Origin of the sequence: Halorubrum miltondacostae (genome assembly GCF_041379815.1) — an archaeon.
Classification (GTDB): domain Archaea; phylum Halobacteriota; class Halobacteria; order Halobacteriales; family Haloferacaceae; genus Halorubrum; species Halorubrum miltondacostae.
Genome location: NZ_JBEDNY010000002.1, coordinates 514,373 through 530,586 on the forward strand (window position 1 = coordinate 514,373; position 16,214 = coordinate 530,586).

The following is a 16,214-nucleotide window of genomic DNA, read 5'->3' on the forward strand; positions in this document are numbered from 1 at the left end:
TTGTTTGTTTCTAGTATCATAGATGTATATTTTTGAGCCCGCTAGTATTCAATAATTTTCACATTATTAAAAATAGGTTGGATCCACGGGCACAATTGTGAATTTGTACACATGCTGATCTCCACTGTGGATGCCAAATATAATTCGAGACATATATAATTTTCTATTCATATCTAGACGTTATTCCAATGAGGATTGAAACGAGAGGCGTGCGTCTTCAAACTGATTTATGCCCGAAAGCAGCCGTCTCAGCGGCTTTTTATACGATATAAACTGGACTTTGTAGACCAAGAGTTAAAACCAAAACTATTGATCAATCATAGTTTTATTCTCATATAAAATTATTTCTTTAGAATACTATCTTATTTCTTGGGGTATTCGGTTTAATCGGGTTCGTTCTACTGTTCATAGCCGGGCTGATAAGGCCGACCTACAGCCGGAATCCAGTCTGAGCCCGAATCATGTTGCGGTCGATGAAACTGTGATTCAGCTTGATCATAACAATAATTGCTGTACATCGCCCTTGAGCCCGACTCAAACAATTTACTCCACACAGAACGTGAGCCAACAAGAACGAACAAGATCGCGGGTCAGTTTTTTTCGGAACTCCGCGAAAATCCAAGATAAATAATACGTTCATTCTCATTGATGACGCATTTTCACCTCACCGAGCCTATAGGAACATGGCTTCAATTTCAGATACGAACGGCATGGAAACTGGAACAGCGTCGAATATGTTTTTCGTGAGGTAAAATGTAGAACTACCTATCTCTCAAACTGTTTCAGCAAGGTTAAAATTCTTCTCATTGTTTATACCCTAACGCGTCCAGCCGTCGTTCGATCTCCTCGTCGACCTCTGCATCATCCTCGACCGACTCCCCGTTCTCGACACGAACCCGCTCGTCGACGTGCGCTTCCAACGCCGCACGCAACCCTGACCCCGCACACTCCCCAAACTCGATCGCGCCCGACTCACGATCGCGCTCACAGAAGCACGCGCCCTCGGTGGTTCGAGACGCGTACCGCCGGAGGTGACTGTGCTCGTCCTCGCCGCGCACCTGGCAGAAGACCGTTCGGTCGTCCGGGAACTCCTCGACCAGCGACACGTCCGGATCGGTCGCCTCGGCGCCGACAGTCGCCTCAATCGTCGCGCCCACGTCCAGCGTGCTCGCGGGAGTCGCCACCTCCTCCGCGCGTCCCCCAGGCGGCCGCACGTACAGGGGCACCTTGGTGATCTCGTCGTGGAGGTACCGCGGGTGTTCGTAGTAGCCGTGTTCGCCGAAGGCATCGCCGTGGTCGGCGGTGACGATCAACAGTGACTCCTCCAACAGCCCGCGCTCCCGAAGCGCCTCCAGGAACTCCCCGATCCGCGCGTCGTTGTACCGGATCTCGGCGTCGTACAGGTCGATCAGCAGCTCGCGCTCGGCATCCGTGATCGACTCCGGATCTTTGATCGCCCGCTGGTATAGCGACTGGGCCGCGCGGCCGGACACCGACTCGTCGGCGTACAGCGTCGCGTACTCGCCCGGCGGCTCGTACGGCCCGTGGGTGTCCATGTAGTGGTTCCACAGGAAGAACGGCTCGTCGTCCGCCAGCGAGTCCAGCCACGACAGCGACCGCTCGTTGATCTCCTCGGCCCGCGCGTAGTGCCGGTTCCGAAGCTTATCGAACGCCCGCTGGGCGAGCGCGACCAGCTTGTGCTGCCCCAGATGGAGGTCGTCGTCGAAGTGGTCGAATCCCTCGTCGAACCCGTACGCCCGCGAGACGAACGGGTTCGAGTGGAACCCGGCGGTTGCGAAGCCCTCTTCCGAGAGCGTCGACGCCACCGTCTCCGTCGCGAGCCGATACCCCTCGTCGACCGCGACATCCGGGTACTCTCCCGTCAACAGCGCGGGCACCGCCTCGCGGGTGTGAGAGCTCGCGCTGTAGGCGTTCTCGAACCGGATCGACTCCTTAGCCATGTCATCGAGAACGGGCGAGGTCTCGCGGTGGTAGCCGTACGAGGAGAGGTGGTCCGCACGGAGCGCGTCCGCGGAGAGAAGAATGATATTGTCACAGTCCGTTTCGACCATTACCGATATGAAATTCGTAGATCGTATTATATCTTGGCTTTCAAACACGAGTGGAGTCAAAGATTCGTGAAATCCGGCGAATGAAACGGTGCGTTTCGAGATGACTCAGCAGACTATTAGACCGTTTACCAGATGTGTCTTCGAAATTGTATTATTCACTCACCGGTATCTTATGCGTAATGCGTATTGCCTTCGTGAGTAATGTCGTCTACCCCTACGTGACAGGAGGCGCCGAAAAGCGCATCCACGAGATCGGCACGCGCCTCGCCGATCGGGGCCACGCAGTCACCGTGTACGGCCGGCATTTCTGGGATGGGCCCGCAGAGATCACCCACGGGGGGATGACGCTGCGCGCGGTCGCGCCCGAGGCGGACCTCTACGCCGAGGAGCGGCGCTCCATCACCGAGGCCATCGACTTCGCGGCGCGCGCGCTCCCGTCCCTCCGCAGGCGCCTCCGGAACGGCGAACACGACGTGGTCGTCGCCAGCGTCTTTCCGTACTTTCCGGTGCTCTCGACGAAGCTCGCGAGCCTGCGGACGGACACGCCCCTCGTCACGACCTGGCACGAGGTGTGGGGCGACTACTGGGAGGAGTACCTCGGGCGGCTCGCGCCGTTCGGAAAGGTCACGGAGCGCATCACCGCGCGCACGTCCCAACACCCGACGGCGATCTCGGCGATTACGGCCGACCGACTCGCCGCGATCGGACCCGACCGCGACGACATCGAAATCGTGCCGAACGGGATCGACGTCGAGCAGGTCCGCACCGTCCCGCTCCCCGATCGGGGCTACGACGTGCTGTTCGCGGGCCGGCTGATCGAGCATAAGAACGTCGACGTGCTTCTGAAGGCGTTCGACGCGGTCGCCGCCGAGCACGACGCCACGCTCGGGATCGTCGGCGACGGCCCCGAGCGCGACCGACTTGAAGCCAAGCGCGACACGCTGACCAACTCTGACCGCGTCGACTTCCTGGGCTTCCTCGACGACTACGAGGACGTGCTCGGGCACATGCGGGCCGCCGACGTGTTCGCGTCGCCGAGCACCCGCGAGGGATTCGGGATCACCTTCTTGGAGGCAATGGCCGCGGACTGCACCGTGATCGCGGCCGATCACCCGGAGTCGGCCGCCAGTGAGGTGATCGCTGACGCAGGCTTCTGTGTCGAGCCCACGGTCGACGCGCTCACGGAGCGACTCGACGCCGCACTAGGTGGTGCCCGCCCACCGACATCACCCACCGACCACGCCCAGAAGTACGACTGGGACGCGATCGCCGAGCAGGCGGAAACGGCCTACCGGCGCGCGATCGACGGCGCGTGGTGAGTGGTCATTCTTGCGTCTGCCCGCTATGCACTCGCAGCGGTATCGGCGTCGCCGCGATCGAGGAGGGGATAGTCGATGTGAACCTCGATCCGATCGAACGGGACGATGGGTTGGATCGCACCGCTGGGGCCGCCTTCTTCGAGGGTGAGGATCCCCAACACGTCGAGCTGCTTCAGGTCCGAGTGGACATCCGATACGTCGCGATCGACGAGCCGGGCCGCCTCGCGCATGCTCTCGGGGGTCTCTGCCGCGATCGCGCGGATGAGCTCGAGGCGGAGCGGTGTGAGGCTGTCGACGAAGTCGTCGTAGGTTCCGAACTGGAGAGTCGCCGTTCCGTCTTGGCTGTCGAGATCATCGGCGTCGACATCTCGGACGAACTGAAGTGCGTCTTGGCGGAGCTGTTCGTGGTTGCCGACGGTGATATGGAGTGTGGTCATGGTTGGGATATTGGTGGGACGGGTGAGGTCGATCAGTGGGGGCGGGGCGGGTCGCCGCCGACGGCCTCCCAGTACTCGTCGGCGCTCGCCCAGAACTCCACGAGTCGATCTTCCATCCCCGGAAACTCGATGTCGTCTCTGTCGCCGGCCGCGGTGTGATGTTCGTGGCCCTTCGTGTCTTCGTGTGAGTTATCGTACCGGACGAGCGTGAGATCATCGAGGGTGCCCAAGTGGAGCGTGTACTTCCAGCCAGAGGGGTATGTCTCGGCATCATCGGTCGGCCGAAGCACGACGTTCTCGACGAGGCCAGCCTCAACATGCGTATACTGGAAGAGCGGCTCCTGTGACATCCCCTACGTGTTGGAACAACGACCAACAGTATAAGTGTTGGGCGAGACTCCAACAGGATCGAACCGTCCCCGAGTTCTCTCTGGCCGAGGGTTCTCCGTACGTTCGTCCCAGATTGTCGTCGGAACAACCACGTTGTCGAACTAAGTTTCGACGAGGTGCAGCCGTTCGATGAGTATGAGGGTCAACCGCGACGACGTGTGTGCGATAACTGTCAGTCTTGCGCGTACGCAACGTCGAGTGCGAGGTCCGCTTCCGTGTAGTGGCGCTGGATCTTGCGGTCACCGAGAAGCCGGTGGAACGCCGCCTTCGAGAGACCGGCGAGCTCTCGTGCCTTCCCGAACGAGAGATATCCTTCCCGGTACAGTGACACTGCGAGCTCCTGCCGGACGATCGGTTCTCGATCCTCCGGTGGTGCCGCAATCGCATCTAGCACGTCGGATGGGAGATCGATACTGCTCATACGAACTGATTCGGAATCATGCTACTTAGTAGCGCCGTTTGGGTACTAATCCGTCCAGTTTCGCCGATGCGGGCTTTCTCGTCGAGCCCGCAGTCGACGTCCTCATAGAACGACTCGACGCCGCACTGAGTGGTGCCCGCCCACCGACATCGCCCGTCGACCACGCCCGGCAGTACGACTGGGACGCGATCGCCGAGCAAGCAGAATCAGTCTATCTGCGCGCCATCGATGGGACCTGGTCGAAATACTTCAAAATAATGATAGAAGTGCAATTTCTTCTAACTGGAATTAGGCGCTAAGTCCCCTTCCTCAAGGAGCAACGCAGGGAGTGAAGCGACCGAGTAGCGCAGTAGGGAGGGGATACAGCGCCGCACGGTTCTCATACACCCGCGACACTCTCGATCCACAGGCCCACCGCCTCCTTTATGTATATCCAAGGTCTATACACTGGTGATGGACAGATTTGAAATCGAAGGCGAGGAAGTCCTCGATGGAACGGCAAAACCGTCGGGGAATAGTGCCCACGTCATCGTCCCGAAACGCTGGCGCGGGGCCGACGTGAAAGTCGTCCGCGTCTCCGAACCCGACCCAGACGAATAGACCATGCAATACAACTACAAGTATCGACTCGACCCGCCGGAAGCCCTCACCGAGACGCTTCTGTCCCACCTCGATACTTGTAGGCAACTCTACAACCATGTCCTCTACCTGCTCAACGAGGAAGATGACATTCCCGCCCGCTACGAGGTACAGGGGCAGCCCCCTGACCTCAAATCGCGGTGGGACGGCCTCGGGGACGTTCACTCGAAAGTCCTACAGATGGTCGTCAAGCGCGTCTACGACAACCTCTCCACACTCAAAGCGCAGAAAGAGAATGGACGCGCTGTGGGGATGCTCAAGTGGAAACCGCCCCGAGAGTACCGTTCGCTCACCTATAACCAGTCCGGCTTCGAACTCAAGAATACGAGTGGTCGGCCTACGTTGTGGTTGAGCAAAATCGGTGAGATTCCGATTCACCTCCACCGCGACATTCCCGGGAACGCGACTATCAAACAGATCACGGTCAAACGAGAACCCACGGGAGAGTGGTTCGCAACCTTCGGCATCGACGTAGGAGAAGGCACACCTGAAAAACCAGAGATGCCCGAGAAGGTCGTTGGCATCGACGTGGGGATTCTCAAGTACGCCCACGATACCGATGGGTACGCCATTGAAAGCCCCGACTTCAGCAACGAACGCAAACGACTCGAACGCTCCCAACGCGAACTCTCACGGAAGGAACACGGCTCTGCGAATTGGGAGAAACAGCGCCGAGTTGTGGCCGAACGACACGCCGATCTCAAGCGAAAGCGACGCGACTTCCTTCACAAGTTATCGAACCACTACGCGAGAGAATACGACCTTGTGGCAGTCGAAGACTTGGACGCGAAAGGGTTGATCGAACTCCCCGGCAACTCACGGAATCGAGCAGGCGCGGCGTGGGGGGCGTTCCTTCGAATGCTTGAATGGCTGTGTTGAATCGCTGTAAGGCGGAGGGATTCACTGTTTGAGGAAGCGTTTGATGTTATAGACGACACACATCAGCGCGATTTCGCGGAACTCACGGAACCATGACCGCGCTCGCACGGCGAAGCCGAGCGAGCGCTTCACAGCCGAGTTCACGGTTTCAGTCATTGAGCGCTGATTGTAGCGGTTATCGTCGATTCTAGCGTTGTGTGCGTGGTCGTACGGTGCGAAGATGCGGTGCTTGATCAGCGGTCTGATCCCGAGCTCACGCAGACCTTCGCGGAGCGATTGCTTGTCGTAGCCCTTATCGGCCGCAAGAGACCGCAGATCGCCCGCGTTCCGGCGGGCGATCTGCTCAGCAAGGTCTGCGTCGCTTCCCTCCCGATTCGTTGAGCAGTGAATGTCAAGGACAGCCTGAGACGCTGTATCGACGAGCTTCGTGACTTTGAGCTTCTGAACGCGGTAGCTGATTCGCTGGCAGTAGTGGCGGCTGGCTGGTGAGCGGTCGTAGAACGTAGCGTCGATGGCAGCGTGTTCGGAGAGATCGTACAGCTGCGCCGACTGGCCCGGCAGCACTCGACAGACGCTCATGCTGATCCGGTCGAACGCCTTACACAACGTAGACGGCGCGGGGAGATCGGCCGCGTTAAGGCCGATCTCCCCGGTTATTTGTGGCATCTCTTTGAGCAAGTCGATCGTCATGCGGTACGATGAATCGAGGTAAATTCGCAGACAGTGAAGCGAAACGAGTGCGTAGTCGGCGAATCCGCCGCCACCTTCCGGGGCGGCGGATTCGCCTCCATCGCCAGTAACTCTTTGAGCAACCGGCACAACTTCCGCAATGAAGCGAGAGATTTGGGTCATAGACAACCGCATTCTCTCGCTTCAACTCCTTTGATTTAGCGGCCTGCCTCGCTGCTGTCTGGTGATTCAACACAGCCGCTTGAATACAAATGCGTGCGTGAGGGAACGCACTTGGTCTCGGTTGACCCGAAAGATACGACCAAAGAGTGCGCGTCCTGTGGTGTCAAGACGGATAAACCGCTGTGGGTGCGCGAACACTCGTGTCCCGCCTGTGGGTTTGAAGCGGACAGAGGTGCGAACGCGGCGTGTAATATTCTTTCTCGCGGCCTCGAAAAAGTAGGAGTGGTTCACTCCGAATCAACGCCTGTGGAGACTGCGCTCCCTGTGGACACCGTTGTGTCTACAAAGCGCGTCGTGGAAACAGGAAGCCCCACCCTCGAAGAGCAAACGGCGTCAGCCATGAGCGAGTAGGGTGAGGTAGTTCACATAGGCAAAATGCTTCTCGAACTGTAATTTTGGAGATATTGGTGTAGATCTGCTGAATTTTACGACACTATTAAATACTATTATCAAGAGCCACAAAGACGAAGATAGAGTAGCTCTACGGACGTTATATCAAACTTAGAGAATGAACTCCCCAGATTTATTACTCTCACACTAGTTTGTGTATCCAGCGAATCACCAGACGGGATCGGGCGTATCGTGCTGCGTCACGATATCAACGGAAAATTCGGTGGGTTCTTTATAAGCAACCCGCCGCCGTATGGCGTACACGGACTTGCATGCTCGGTGACGATCCCTGCAGGCGCATTATGTCATTCCTGACGGAGCAAATACATCAGTTCGCAATTTCGTTGGGTCACAATATGTAACTTCTGAGTGAATAGTTGGGGTCGTGTTAAGTTAAGCATCGGTTCCAGCAGACGGCGAAGGCTCGGAGCCATGATTCTGCCGCCGTTGGCTCCGCGTTTCTAAACGTATTTGAAAACGAAGAGGTTCGGCGTTTTACTTCTCTGAAGATACGTTCGACAGCATTCCGATTTCCATGACGAACGATTTGAAATCGGAGCGATATCCGTGAGAGCGCAGCTGTGAGATGTCCGCCAGCATCCACGAGAAACAGCGCATCCTCAACGTGGTGTTTCTCTTTGAGATCGCGGAGAAACACCAGCGTGAATTGTTGATTTTGAATAGGAAATACGTCAACATGGAGGAATTCGTTCGTCTGCGGATCGACAGCAGCGTACAGCCAGAATCTGTCTGAGCCGATCTGAATCGCAGTCTCATCGACCGCAACGCGATTCGGGCTCGCACCATCAGCTGGCTGTAGATCGGCCTTTTGAATCCAGTTGTGAATTGCTGTTCGACTTCGTTGTACACCCAACTTCTCAAGATACTGTTTGGTATTCGAAAGTGATAGTCCAGCAAGATGGAGCTGAATACCGGTTTCAATGATCTCGTGGGGTGTCCGTTCTCGCTCCACAAACTCCAAGTCTATCCATTCAGTAGAGCCGTTGAGGCGGTTGGATTCGGGCATAGACCATTCGAAATACCAACCGCCTCGTTCTTAACTTAACATCGCCAATAGTTGGGCTACATACTTTTTTGACTAGCCACGCTTCCGAAAGTGTGAGACGGCAATCAAGTTAATCAAAACAATCTGCATGCTAGCACGCAATCCAGCTATCTTCTAGTGGACGTTTCTTATCGACTACCAGACGTCATCTATCACCAGCTCCGACCACGCCGTGCCGTCCACAGTCTCATAGCAATAAAAATACTGCGGCGGCCCGCATGAGTTCAGTCTGCATCGCCGCGGCCGACTCATGATACGGCTCGAGTACGCTTCACGGAGAGACGATATCGACCGGACTCTGCTGAACACTAAAGAATGGATACGCGAGAAATCCCATCAGATAAAAACCACAGATATGCTGCGTATTCGATCACAGACACCGTGGGTGTGAGCTATCAAAACTGATCCAACAGACAGTCAGCAAGCCGTATTGCAGGCGACCGTATGAGCTACCAAACCATGCTGCAAACGGAAAGCAGCGAGAACAGCGAGTGAATCAACGAGCGAATGTGCGCGAGTACCCCCCAAGAAACGAGCGGCTTGTCCACGACAATCAAGAACTGACTGCCGACGCAGTTGCAATATGTCAGTGCGCGCGTCTACGAGCATCAATCGCGGCCGCCGACGTACACCACCGGTAGGAAGGCGACAAACAGGTTTTTGTGGGTAAATACGGCTACAGACTCCGGGTTCGGGCTCAAGGATGTTCACACCCCGAACCGCACGGCCGCCGTAGTGCTGGGCCCGGGGAGCGCCGATCAAACGCCTTTGATCCCAGTAATATGCGTAATTCGACTACAGTTCGAAGCAGTCTCCGAGAGCGTCGGTATTGATGGCAAAAAGACAGTTATCCAATGGACGGGCCTCGATGCGTCGTTCACAGAGATCGTCGTCGCCGCACACATGTACGAACTGGACGTTGGTCAAGTGCTCACGCACAATGACATTACGATGTCTTCGATGTCACGACGCTCTCATATCGAGGCTAAGAGTGACAGCCACCCCATCCAGAATACAGACCCCTGTGGAAAGTGCTCTGCTAGCATAGCTGGCTCGGACCGCCAAGACGCTGCAGAGAGCCCAACCCCAACACCATCCCCGCAGCGAGCGCAAGTGAGAGTAGCCCCCACGCGACTGCCGCACTGCCGGTCACAATCGGTGAGGGGACTGCGAGTCGAAGCAACACGACAGTCATGAACGCAACGCTTCCGCCAGCGAATAGCACAGAGAGAGTACCCCACGCAGCCACCCAAGGCCGAGACAAGCTGACTATAGACGACCTCCAGCCAGCAATAACACCCTCAGTGGTCTCAGAGCCGGTCACTGCCTCATCTGAACCCTGATGCCGCTCACTAGAAGCACCATCTGCGTGGCGAGTAGTCTTTTCATCACTGACGCGAACTATCTTCTCACCACTACTCCCATCCGTAATCGCTGTCTTTGCTGTCGAATCACCCGGTGCTGCCTGAGACCCGTCCGAATCAACCCAAACTAACCAGTAGCGATGGGTCTGCGTTTGTGCGTCACAACCGAGAAACCCGGCTTCGACCAACTCCCGTAGCGCAGTGTTACTCGTTGCCCGCGAATTGAACTCCATATCAGAGAATGTCTCTTCAAGATATGCTTGCACATCACGTCGTGTGAGCGCTTGCGTCGGGCTCGCTGCGCCACGGTGGATAAACGCCTCGAGGTATTTGTATCGGGCGTGCGTCCTGAACTGGTCGAATCCATAGTCAATGAGAGCGACAGCCAACGCCTCGGGGAGCACGTCAGAGAGTATCGGTTGGGTGGCCATTATGAGCCGCTTCTCAGACCCCTATTATAGCCATTTTGGTCAGAACAGCCGTAATCAAAATAATTATATAATACCTCTCATGGCCAGCGAGCATCTATTCATCATATAATTGGTGGGATGTTGAACGGTGAGAGTCACCAGCCTCTTGCTAGCGACTGATTACCGGGAGTCCATATCAAAGCCCTCCCCTCAACGAGCGAACCCCGTCTGGAGTGAGCGAAGCAGGGTAGGGTAGTCTACAAGAGGCGTGTACGCCCACAGATCATCCCGGGGATTGTCGGGTAACTTCCTCTCGGCTTCTCTGTACCGACGTGAAATCTCCCCCTTCTGCTCCCACCCCTCGTGGATTTCACCCTTCGACTGGGGAGTTCGGTCGGCACTCTCGTCTTTCTCCTTCGCCACACTTTGTCACCATCTACAGGCTGTTCAAGGCGAGTGCCTCGGGGCTTGACCCCGAGGGTGAAGCCGACACTTACTGACCAACCCACCGACCGCAGCACTTATGTATATACCAAATCTATACATATATGATGGATAAGCACGAAATCGAGGGCGAAGAAGTGCTTGAGGGAACTGCAAAACCCTCGGGTAATAGTGCCCACGTGATCGTTCCTAAACGCTGGCGTGGGGCCGACGTGAAAGTCGTCCGAACCTCAGAACCCACCGAACAAGACGAAGAATGACCAACTCACAGGCTCTCATCAAGACGCTGGACTTCCAACTCGACATCCAGAGTGACAACGAGAGCCTGTTGTACGACGCCACGGTTGAGGCTCGCTCGGTATACAACGAGACCATCTGCCTCGCCAAGCAAGGCGTGGACTGGGACGCGATTCCCGACCGTGTAGCCGATGACGCCGATCTCGTGAAGAACACGACTCAGCGCGTTGTCGCCAAGGCTCTCGGATCGATGGAAAACTACTACGAGTACGACGACTTCGGTCAGCCGAGCCACACCAAGGACGGTGTATACCCACTTCGTATGAACTACGAGGAGGGGTACAACCTGTCGCTCACCGACGATGGCGACGTGGCGTTCCGAATCAGCGCGAAGCCGTACAACCACGTCAAGGGCGTCCTCAAAGGAAGTGACGCCCACCTCGACATTCTCAAGACCGCACTCGAAAGCGACGAGTGGAAGATTGGGACGGCAGAAGCCCTGTTCCACAACGACACTCCTGAGTTACACGTCAACGTCACCAACACCGAACAGACCGTTCGAGATAAGCAGGATTCGCGGACGGTCGTCGGTGTGGACGTCAACGAAGACAACATAGCGTTGACCGCGCTCTCTGAGGATGACGTCGAGGATACGTTGGTCATCGACTTTCCCGAAATCAAGTTTGAGCGCCACCGCTACTTCACGATGCGGAAGCGCGTCCAGAACGCAGGGAAAGACAGCATCCACGACACACTGGAAGGGCGTGAAGAACGGTTCGTCCGCGACCGACTCCACAAGGTGTCTCGGCATATCGTGGAGTGGAGCCGTCAGTTCGAGAAACCGTGTATCGTCTTTGAAGACCTCAAAGAGATGCGCGACAGTATCGACTACGGTACGCGAATGAACCGTCGCTTACACCACCTCCCGTTCCGCGCTCTTCAGTTCTATACGTCGTACAAGGCTTCGTTCAGGGGGATTCCGACCGCGTGGATTGACCCTGCGTACACGAGCCAGCGGTGTCCGATGTGTGGGCATACGGAGCGTGCGAACCGCAATAAGAAGCGGTTCAAGTGTAAAGGCTGTGGGCATCAAGACCACAGCGACCGAGGTGCAAGCGTCAACATCGCCGTGAAAGGCATCAAGAAGCATCAGGATTGGAATGTGCCTGCTCTCAACAGCCTTCCCGTTGTTCGGAAGATGCGACGGCGGGCATCGGGGGCCGTGGACGCCCCGACCGTGACCCACGACGCCGTTCGAGGTGACCAGACCGAGGGTATCGTGGGAGTGTCCGACTAACCCACGGGAAGCCTCGGGGCTTGACCCCGAGGCGGTTCACGTATCGTCTCTCCACGAGCCCCACACCTCTCGATACTTCCCGAGCTCACGGTACTCGCTCTTCCGCTTGAAGACGTCAATGGGTACATCACCTGAAGCGGTCAAGGCGGATGCCCCTTCCTCAACAAGCGCCGGGCTTCCGGCGTCCGCGCCGGAAGCACAAGCGAGCAGGGAGGGGAAGGAGCCGACAACTGCTACAGAACCGCACGACGCCGGCAGGCCAACTCCCCGAACGTATATAATAACCTCGTCCGTGTGTGAATACGCAGATGGAAGTCAAGCGCACCGTCCCCGTCAAACTCGACGTACCCGACAAGCGGTGCGACGACCTCCACACCACTATTGAACAGTTCAACGACGCCGCCAACTACACGGTCGAGAACGGACGCAACGGCGACGGCTACCTCATCCTGAACAAGTCCACCATCCACGACAAGGTGTACTACGACCTTCGGGACCGGACGGACCTGCCGTCGAATCTCTGCATCCGCGCCTACTCGAAGGCCGTCGAGGCGATGAAGTCCACCGTCGCGGACTGGAAGAAGGGCAATAGCCGCCCGCTTCCGCGGTTCAGCGAACTCTCGGCGGTGTACGACAAGCGGACATTGACCATCCGCGACCAGAGTGCGACACTCTCGACGGTCAACGGGCGGGTCGAAGTCGAGTACGTCCTCGGCGACTACCAGCGGTCGTACTTGGACGACGACGAGTACGAGCGTCGGATGGGGACGTTACACTACCACGAGGACGAAGACGCCTTTTACCTCCACATCGTCGTCATGAAGAAGGTCGAAGAACGGGACGGTGACCGCGTAATGGGCGTCGATTTGAACCTCAAGAACGTTGCCGTGACCAGCACGGGCGCGTTCTTCGATGGTGGCGCACTGTTGTGGGGCCAGAACCACTACTTCCGAGTCCGCCGAAGCCTCCAAGACAAAGGCACTCGTTCCGCCAAGCAGACACTCAGGCAAGTGTCGGGGCGAGAAACCCGCTTCGTCTTGGACCGTCTGCACACCATTTCTCGGCGACTCGTCGAAGAAGCGCGGTCCCACGACTGCTCGTACATCGCCGTCGAACGCTTGACGCACATCCGTGACCGGATGGACAACGGGGACGACCGAATCAAGCGCCAGATGCACAACTGGGCGTTCCGCGAGTTACAGGAGATAGTCGCGTACAAGGCCGCCGAGTACGGCATCCGGGTCGAAGACGTGAATCCGGCGTTCTCGTCGCAAACCTGCTCAAAGTGCGGCCACCAGTCGAGTACGAACCGCGGTTCGGACGGCTGGTTCGAGTGCAACGAGTGCGGGTACGAACTCGACGGCGACTACAACGCGGCGAAGAACATCGGCAAGCGACTGATAACTGTACCTGAGGGCAAACGTCTCTCGGGGTTGGGCGACGGTCAACTCGCCCTGAAGTCCGGGACGCTGAACGGGACCGGGGACTACACCCCCGACGACCCATCCGGGTCGGCAGACCGGGAGTCCACGGACAAGCCCCGTCCTCAGACGCGAGCGTAAGCGAACGTCAGGGCGGGGTAGTTGACGTTGAGTTTGACCATGTCTCCATCGCCGTTGTCTCCCGCGTCAGTGCCCATACCGCGTGGCACGCGGGTGGCATTCAAAGACCTATCGCTCAGTCGTTTCGCGGATCGCCAACTAGTTCGTGAAGTACCTCGGGGACAAGCCCCGAGGCTTCAGCCGATACGCTGCTCAGTATCAACTAGATTGCGCCGCTCCTCGATCGAGCCTACAAAACCGTTCGCACGGTGATTCGAGAGGTGGAAGCCGCAGTTCAGCGCGGCTTCACCGTGGTTTGGAAGCACCTTGACCAGTTCATTGACGGACCGACGCAAGTCGACGAACCTGGCAGGGTCTGTTCAGGTTACAAAGGACAAGAGCCGCCGCGGAACAGCCGTTCTTGCGGCGGCTCGTCACGGTCTGGCCGCTCACACTTTCGGTATCGTTCGATCACTCACCCTCGCCGGAGAATCTGTCGAGACAGCGGTTGCGTGTCTCGTTATCGGGTCTTTCCGCAGCTCTCTATAAGAGCGATTTCTCACGCTCTTATGTAGAAACGCGGAAAGCCCGTATAATTACACTAAGTCGCCGGTAATCGAGAGGTATGTCCTCCACTGAGTCAGCGTTCGGTCGTCTGTTTCAGCAACTGATCGAGTTAGATGTCATCAAGATCGATACGGAGCCGCTCGATGCCCGCATCGAGCGGCGACTCAAGCAGTTCTGGGAGAACACATCCTGTCCGCGCTGCGGGCATCACAGTATCGTCACGTGGGAGACTACCGACCGTATTTGGTGTCGAGACTGCGATTTCAAGCCGACCTACACCTACGGAACACCCTTCCACGAGAAGCATCTCACCTGCGGCGAGATACTTCTCGCGTTCACTCTCTACGCCGATACCCTGCTCAGTATCAACCAGATTGCGCCGCTCCTCGATCGAGCCTACAAAACGGTCCACACCGTGATTCGAGAGGTGGAAGCCGCGGTTCAGCGCGGCTTCCCCGCGGTTTGGAAGCATCTCAACCAGATCATCGATGGACCGACGCAAGTCGACGAATCTGGCAGGGTTTGTTCGGGCTACAAAGGTCAAGAGCCGCCGCGGAACAGCCGTTCACGCGGCGGCTCGTCACGGTCTGGCCGGTCACGCTGGCGGGGGCGGCACGGTGATCAGCTGACGCTCGTCGCGGCGTGCCGCGACTCACTGCGCGTGATTCGTGGACACCGCGGAATCGACTATCAAGGCGATCTTGAGCCGGTGATTCAGGAGGCTAAAGACCTCTCCCAGCCGCTGGGAGAGGTCTGGACTGATGGACTCCAAGCATACCGAGAGATGGATCGGACCCATCGAACAGTCATCCACAAAGAGAGATACGTATCGCCCGACGGCGTCCACATCAACCAAGCTGAGTGCCTGTTTTCGATCATCCAACCGTGGCTGCGGAAGTTCCGCGGCCTGTCCAAGCAAGGCTTGGAGCAGGCCGCTCACACTTTCGGTATCGTTCGATCACTCACTCTCGCCGGCGGATCTGTCGAGACAGCGGTTGAGTGCCTCGTTATCGGGTCTTTCCGCAGTTCTACATAAGAGCGCGATTTCTCACAGTTGATCTCGCTGCTTGGACAGAAAAGAAACGAGATCGTCAGGTCGCGCTCGTCGCACTATGGTGCGCCGCGTCGATGTCTCTGTCGTACTCGTCGGCGATGATTTCCAAGGCGGGCTCGTACGCCGGGCGGTTCTCCATCATCTGGTTGATAGCGTCGTCCAACGGGATGACGGGGTTACCGTCAACCCACTCGGCGTCGATATCATTGGTCTTCGGGTACAACACATAGTGGATGTCTCCATTGACGTCGCTGGCGTCCGGGCGCTCGTTGATCGTCGCATCGACGCCCCACTGTTGGAAGAACGCACTCCACCGTTCGACATCACGGCCGTGTATGTCGATGAATACCGGATAGTCGTCGTGGCTCCGCGCGACCTGGTAGCCGCCGTGCGTCCAGACATACGCCGCGTCAATTTCCGTGTACACAAACTCCATCCCAGCGAAGTGGGGGATAATGTATGCGTCCTCTTGGGAGATGGTGTCGCGGCTGTACAACGCAGCCATCATCTCGGCGTACTGCTGGCGCATCTCGTGGTCGACGATCTGAATTCCATTATCTGTGTTAGCGATAATATCTGCGTTATCTAATCGCTCAATCCAGTCGTACACCCATGAGTACGAGATGTCAATCTTGCTCGCGATGCGATTGATAGAATCGCCATGCTGGGCTGCTAAGACAATCTTCGCAGCTGTGGAGTCCATTAATTCGATCATTATTACATGGCTTCTTGGTGGCAACTGTTGACGGGTCACACAAAAGCGTACTTGAGAACC

14 protein-coding genes and 5 pseudogenes are annotated in these 16,214 nt (G+C 57.2%); 10 read left to right on the forward strand and 9 right to left on the reverse strand.

The window, feature by feature from the left end; translation table 11 throughout:
- Window positions 1–229: 229 nt before the first annotated feature.
- Window positions 230–796, forward strand: a pseudogene (locus ABNG04_RS08105) (transposase domain-containing protein); the annotation flags it as partial.
- Between the two features lie 7 nt (window positions 797–803).
- Here ABNG04_RS08105 and ABNG04_RS08110 read toward each other — a convergent pair.
- Complete coding sequence (locus tag ABNG04_RS08110) at window positions 804–2,072, reverse strand: sulfatase (RefSeq protein ID WP_371161618.1); 1,269 nt, start codon at window positions 2,070–2,072, stop codon at window positions 804–806.
- 179 nt (window positions 2,073–2,251) lie between these two features.
- On the opposite strand from ABNG04_RS08110, the gene ABNG04_RS08115 reads away from it, so the two are divergent.
- Window positions 2,252–3,391 (forward strand): glycosyltransferase family 4 protein, encoded by a 1,140-nt coding sequence (locus ABNG04_RS08115; protein WP_371161619.1) that lies wholly within the window; start codon window positions 2,252–2,254, stop codon window positions 3,389–3,391.
- Window positions 3,392–3,414: 23 nt separating this feature from the next.
- Here ABNG04_RS08115 and ABNG04_RS08120 read toward each other — a convergent pair whose 3' ends face one another.
- From ABNG04_RS08120 to ABNG04_RS08130, 3 genes are all read right to left on the reverse strand, one after another.
- The gene (locus ABNG04_RS08120) at window positions 3,415–3,828 is read right to left on the reverse strand and encodes an HVO_A0114 family putative DNA-binding protein (protein ID WP_371161620.1); all 414 of its coding nucleotides are present in this window, start codon (window positions 3,826–3,828) and stop codon (window positions 3,415–3,417) included.
- Window positions 3,829–3,860: 32 nt separating this feature from the next.
- Window positions 3,861–4,178, reverse strand: a complete 318-nt coding sequence (locus ABNG04_RS08125; RefSeq protein ID WP_371161622.1) for a toxin-antitoxin system TumE family protein — start codon at window positions 4,176–4,178, stop codon at window positions 3,861–3,863.
- Window positions 4,179–4,390: 212 nt separating this feature from the next.
- Window positions 4,391–4,639 (reverse strand): UPF0175 family protein, encoded by a 249-nt coding sequence (locus ABNG04_RS08130; protein WP_371161624.1) that lies wholly within the window; start codon window positions 4,637–4,639, stop codon window positions 4,391–4,393.
- Between the two features lie 453 nt (window positions 4,640–5,092).
- Here ABNG04_RS08130 and ABNG04_RS08135 point away from each other — a divergent pair, with 453 nt between their 5' ends.
- Together ABNG04_RS08135 and ABNG04_RS08140 are read left to right on the forward strand one after the other, a co-directional pair.
- On the forward strand, window positions 5,093–5,239 hold the full coding sequence (locus ABNG04_RS08135; protein WP_158059631.1) for a DUF2080 family transposase-associated protein: 147 nt from the start codon (window positions 5,093–5,095) through the stop codon (window positions 5,237–5,239).
- Window positions 5,240–5,242: 3 nt separating this feature from the next.
- A pseudogene (locus ABNG04_RS08140) lies at window positions 5,243–6,154 on the forward strand (RNA-guided endonuclease InsQ/TnpB family protein); the annotation flags it as partial.
- 24 nt (window positions 6,155–6,178) lie between these two features.
- Here the strand turns inward: ABNG04_RS08140 and ABNG04_RS08145 are convergent.
- Entirely contained in the window at window positions 6,179–7,009 is an 831-nt protein-coding gene (locus ABNG04_RS08145) for an IS5 family transposase (RefSeq protein ID WP_371161627.1), read from the reverse strand.
- Window positions 7,010–7,087: 78 nt separating this feature from the next.
- Here ABNG04_RS08145 and ABNG04_RS08150 point away from each other — a divergent pair.
- Window positions 7,088–7,420: pseudogene (locus ABNG04_RS08150) on the forward strand (zinc ribbon domain-containing protein); the annotation flags it as partial.
- Between the two features lie 427 nt (window positions 7,421–7,847).
- Here ABNG04_RS08150 and ABNG04_RS08155 read toward each other — a convergent pair.
- Both ABNG04_RS08155 and ABNG04_RS08160 read right to left on the reverse strand, forming a co-directional pair.
- On the reverse strand, window positions 7,848–8,486 hold the full coding sequence (locus ABNG04_RS08155; protein WP_371161629.1) for an IS6 family transposase: 639 nt from the start codon (window positions 8,484–8,486) through the stop codon (window positions 7,848–7,850).
- Window positions 8,487–10,509: 2,023 nt separating this feature from the next.
- Window positions 10,510–10,722, reverse strand: a complete 213-nt coding sequence (locus ABNG04_RS08160) for a hypothetical protein (RefSeq protein ID WP_371161631.1) — start codon at window positions 10,720–10,722, stop codon at window positions 10,510–10,512.
- A gap of 128 nt (window positions 10,723–10,850) precedes the next feature.
- Here ABNG04_RS08160 and ABNG04_RS08165 point away from each other — a divergent pair, with 128 nt between their 5' ends.
- Together ABNG04_RS08165 and ABNG04_RS08170 are read left to right on the forward strand one after the other, a co-directional pair.
- Window positions 10,851–11,003 carry a DUF2080 family transposase-associated protein gene (locus tag ABNG04_RS08165; protein WP_371161633.1) on the forward strand — a complete coding sequence of 51 codons (153 nt, stop codon included), beginning with the start codon at window positions 10,851–10,853 and terminating at the stop codon, window positions 11,001–11,003.
- Complete coding sequence (locus ABNG04_RS08170; RefSeq protein ID WP_371161635.1) at window positions 11,000–12,277, forward strand: RNA-guided endonuclease TnpB family protein; 1,278 nt, start codon at window positions 11,000–11,002, stop codon at window positions 12,275–12,277. Before ABNG04_RS08165 ends, ABNG04_RS08170 begins: the two co-directional genes overlap by 4 nt.
- Window positions 12,278–12,313: 36 nt before the next feature.
- On the opposite strand, the pseudogene ABNG04_RS08175 reads toward ABNG04_RS08170, so the two are convergent.
- Window positions 12,314–12,397 (reverse strand): annotated as a pseudogene (locus ABNG04_RS08175) (type II toxin-antitoxin system RelE family toxin); the annotation flags it as partial.
- 188 nt (window positions 12,398–12,585) lie between these two features.
- Between ABNG04_RS08175 and ABNG04_RS08180 the strand changes: the two are divergent.
- The 3 genes and pseudogenes from ABNG04_RS08180 to ABNG04_RS08190 all read left to right on the forward strand — a co-directional run bounded on the left by ABNG04_RS08180 (window position 12,586) and on the right by ABNG04_RS08190 (window position 15,421).
- Window positions 12,586–13,839 (forward strand): RNA-guided endonuclease InsQ/TnpB family protein, encoded by a 1,254-nt coding sequence (locus ABNG04_RS08180; protein ID WP_371161637.1) that lies wholly within the window; start codon window positions 12,586–12,588, stop codon window positions 13,837–13,839.
- A 179-nt stretch (window positions 13,840–14,018) separates the two neighbouring features.
- A pseudogene (locus ABNG04_RS08185) lies at window positions 14,019–14,285 on the forward strand (IS1595 family transposase); the annotation flags it as partial.
- 158 nt (window positions 14,286–14,443) lie between these two features.
- Window positions 14,444–15,421, forward strand: a complete 978-nt coding sequence (locus ABNG04_RS08190) for an IS1595 family transposase (RefSeq protein ID WP_371161639.1) — start codon at window positions 14,444–14,446, stop codon at window positions 15,419–15,421.
- A gap of 55 nt (window positions 15,422–15,476) precedes the next feature.
- On the opposite strand, the gene ABNG04_RS08195 is transcribed toward ABNG04_RS08190, so the two are convergent.
- Window positions 15,477–16,142, reverse strand: a complete 666-nt coding sequence (locus tag ABNG04_RS08195; protein ID WP_371161962.1) for a helix-turn-helix domain-containing protein — start codon at window positions 16,140–16,142, stop codon at window positions 15,477–15,479.
- Window positions 16,143–16,214 lie beyond the last annotated feature (72 nt).

Coding starts and splice junctions, on each gene's coding strand:
- ABNG04_RS08110 (WP_371161618.1), bottom strand. CDS start 2,072: ATGGTCGAAACGGACTGTGACAATATCATTCTTCTCTCCGCGGACGCG.
- ABNG04_RS08115 (WP_371161619.1), top strand. CDS start 2,252: ATGCGTATTGCCTTCGTGAGTAATGTCGTCTACCCCTACGTGACAGGA.
- ABNG04_RS08120 (WP_371161620.1), bottom strand. CDS start 3,828: ATGACCACACTCCATATCACCGTCGGCAACCACGAACAGCTCCGCCAA.
- ABNG04_RS08125 (WP_371161622.1), bottom strand. CDS start 4,178: ATGTCACAGGAGCCGCTCTTCCAGTATACGCATGTTGAGGCTGGCCTC.
- ABNG04_RS08130 (WP_371161624.1), bottom strand. CDS start 4,639: ATGAGCAGTATCGATCTCCCATCCGACGTGCTAGATGCGATTGCGGCA.
- ABNG04_RS08135 (WP_158059631.1), top strand. CDS start 5,093: ATGGACAGATTTGAAATCGAAGGCGAGGAAGTCCTCGATGGAACGGCA.
- ABNG04_RS08145 (WP_371161627.1), bottom strand. CDS start 7,009: ATGACCCAAATCTCTCGCTTCATTGCGGAAGTTGTGCCGGTTGCTCAA.
- ABNG04_RS08155 (WP_371161629.1), bottom strand. CDS start 8,486: ATGCCCGAATCCAACCGCCTCAACGGCTCTACTGAATGGATAGACTTG.
- ABNG04_RS08165 (WP_371161633.1), top strand. CDS start 10,851: ATGGATAAGCACGAAATCGAGGGCGAAGAAGTGCTTGAGGGAACTGCA.
- ABNG04_RS08170 (WP_371161635.1), top strand. CDS start 11,000: ATGACCAACTCACAGGCTCTCATCAAGACGCTGGACTTCCAACTCGAC.
- ABNG04_RS08180 (WP_371161637.1), top strand. CDS start 12,586: ATGGAAGTCAAGCGCACCGTCCCCGTCAAACTCGACGTACCCGACAAG.
- ABNG04_RS08190 (WP_371161639.1), top strand. CDS start 14,444: ATGTCCTCCACTGAGTCAGCGTTCGGTCGTCTGTTTCAGCAACTGATC.
- ABNG04_RS08195 (WP_371161962.1), bottom strand. CDS start 16,142: ATGGACTCCACAGCTGCGAAGATTGTCTTAGCAGCCCAGCATGGCGAT.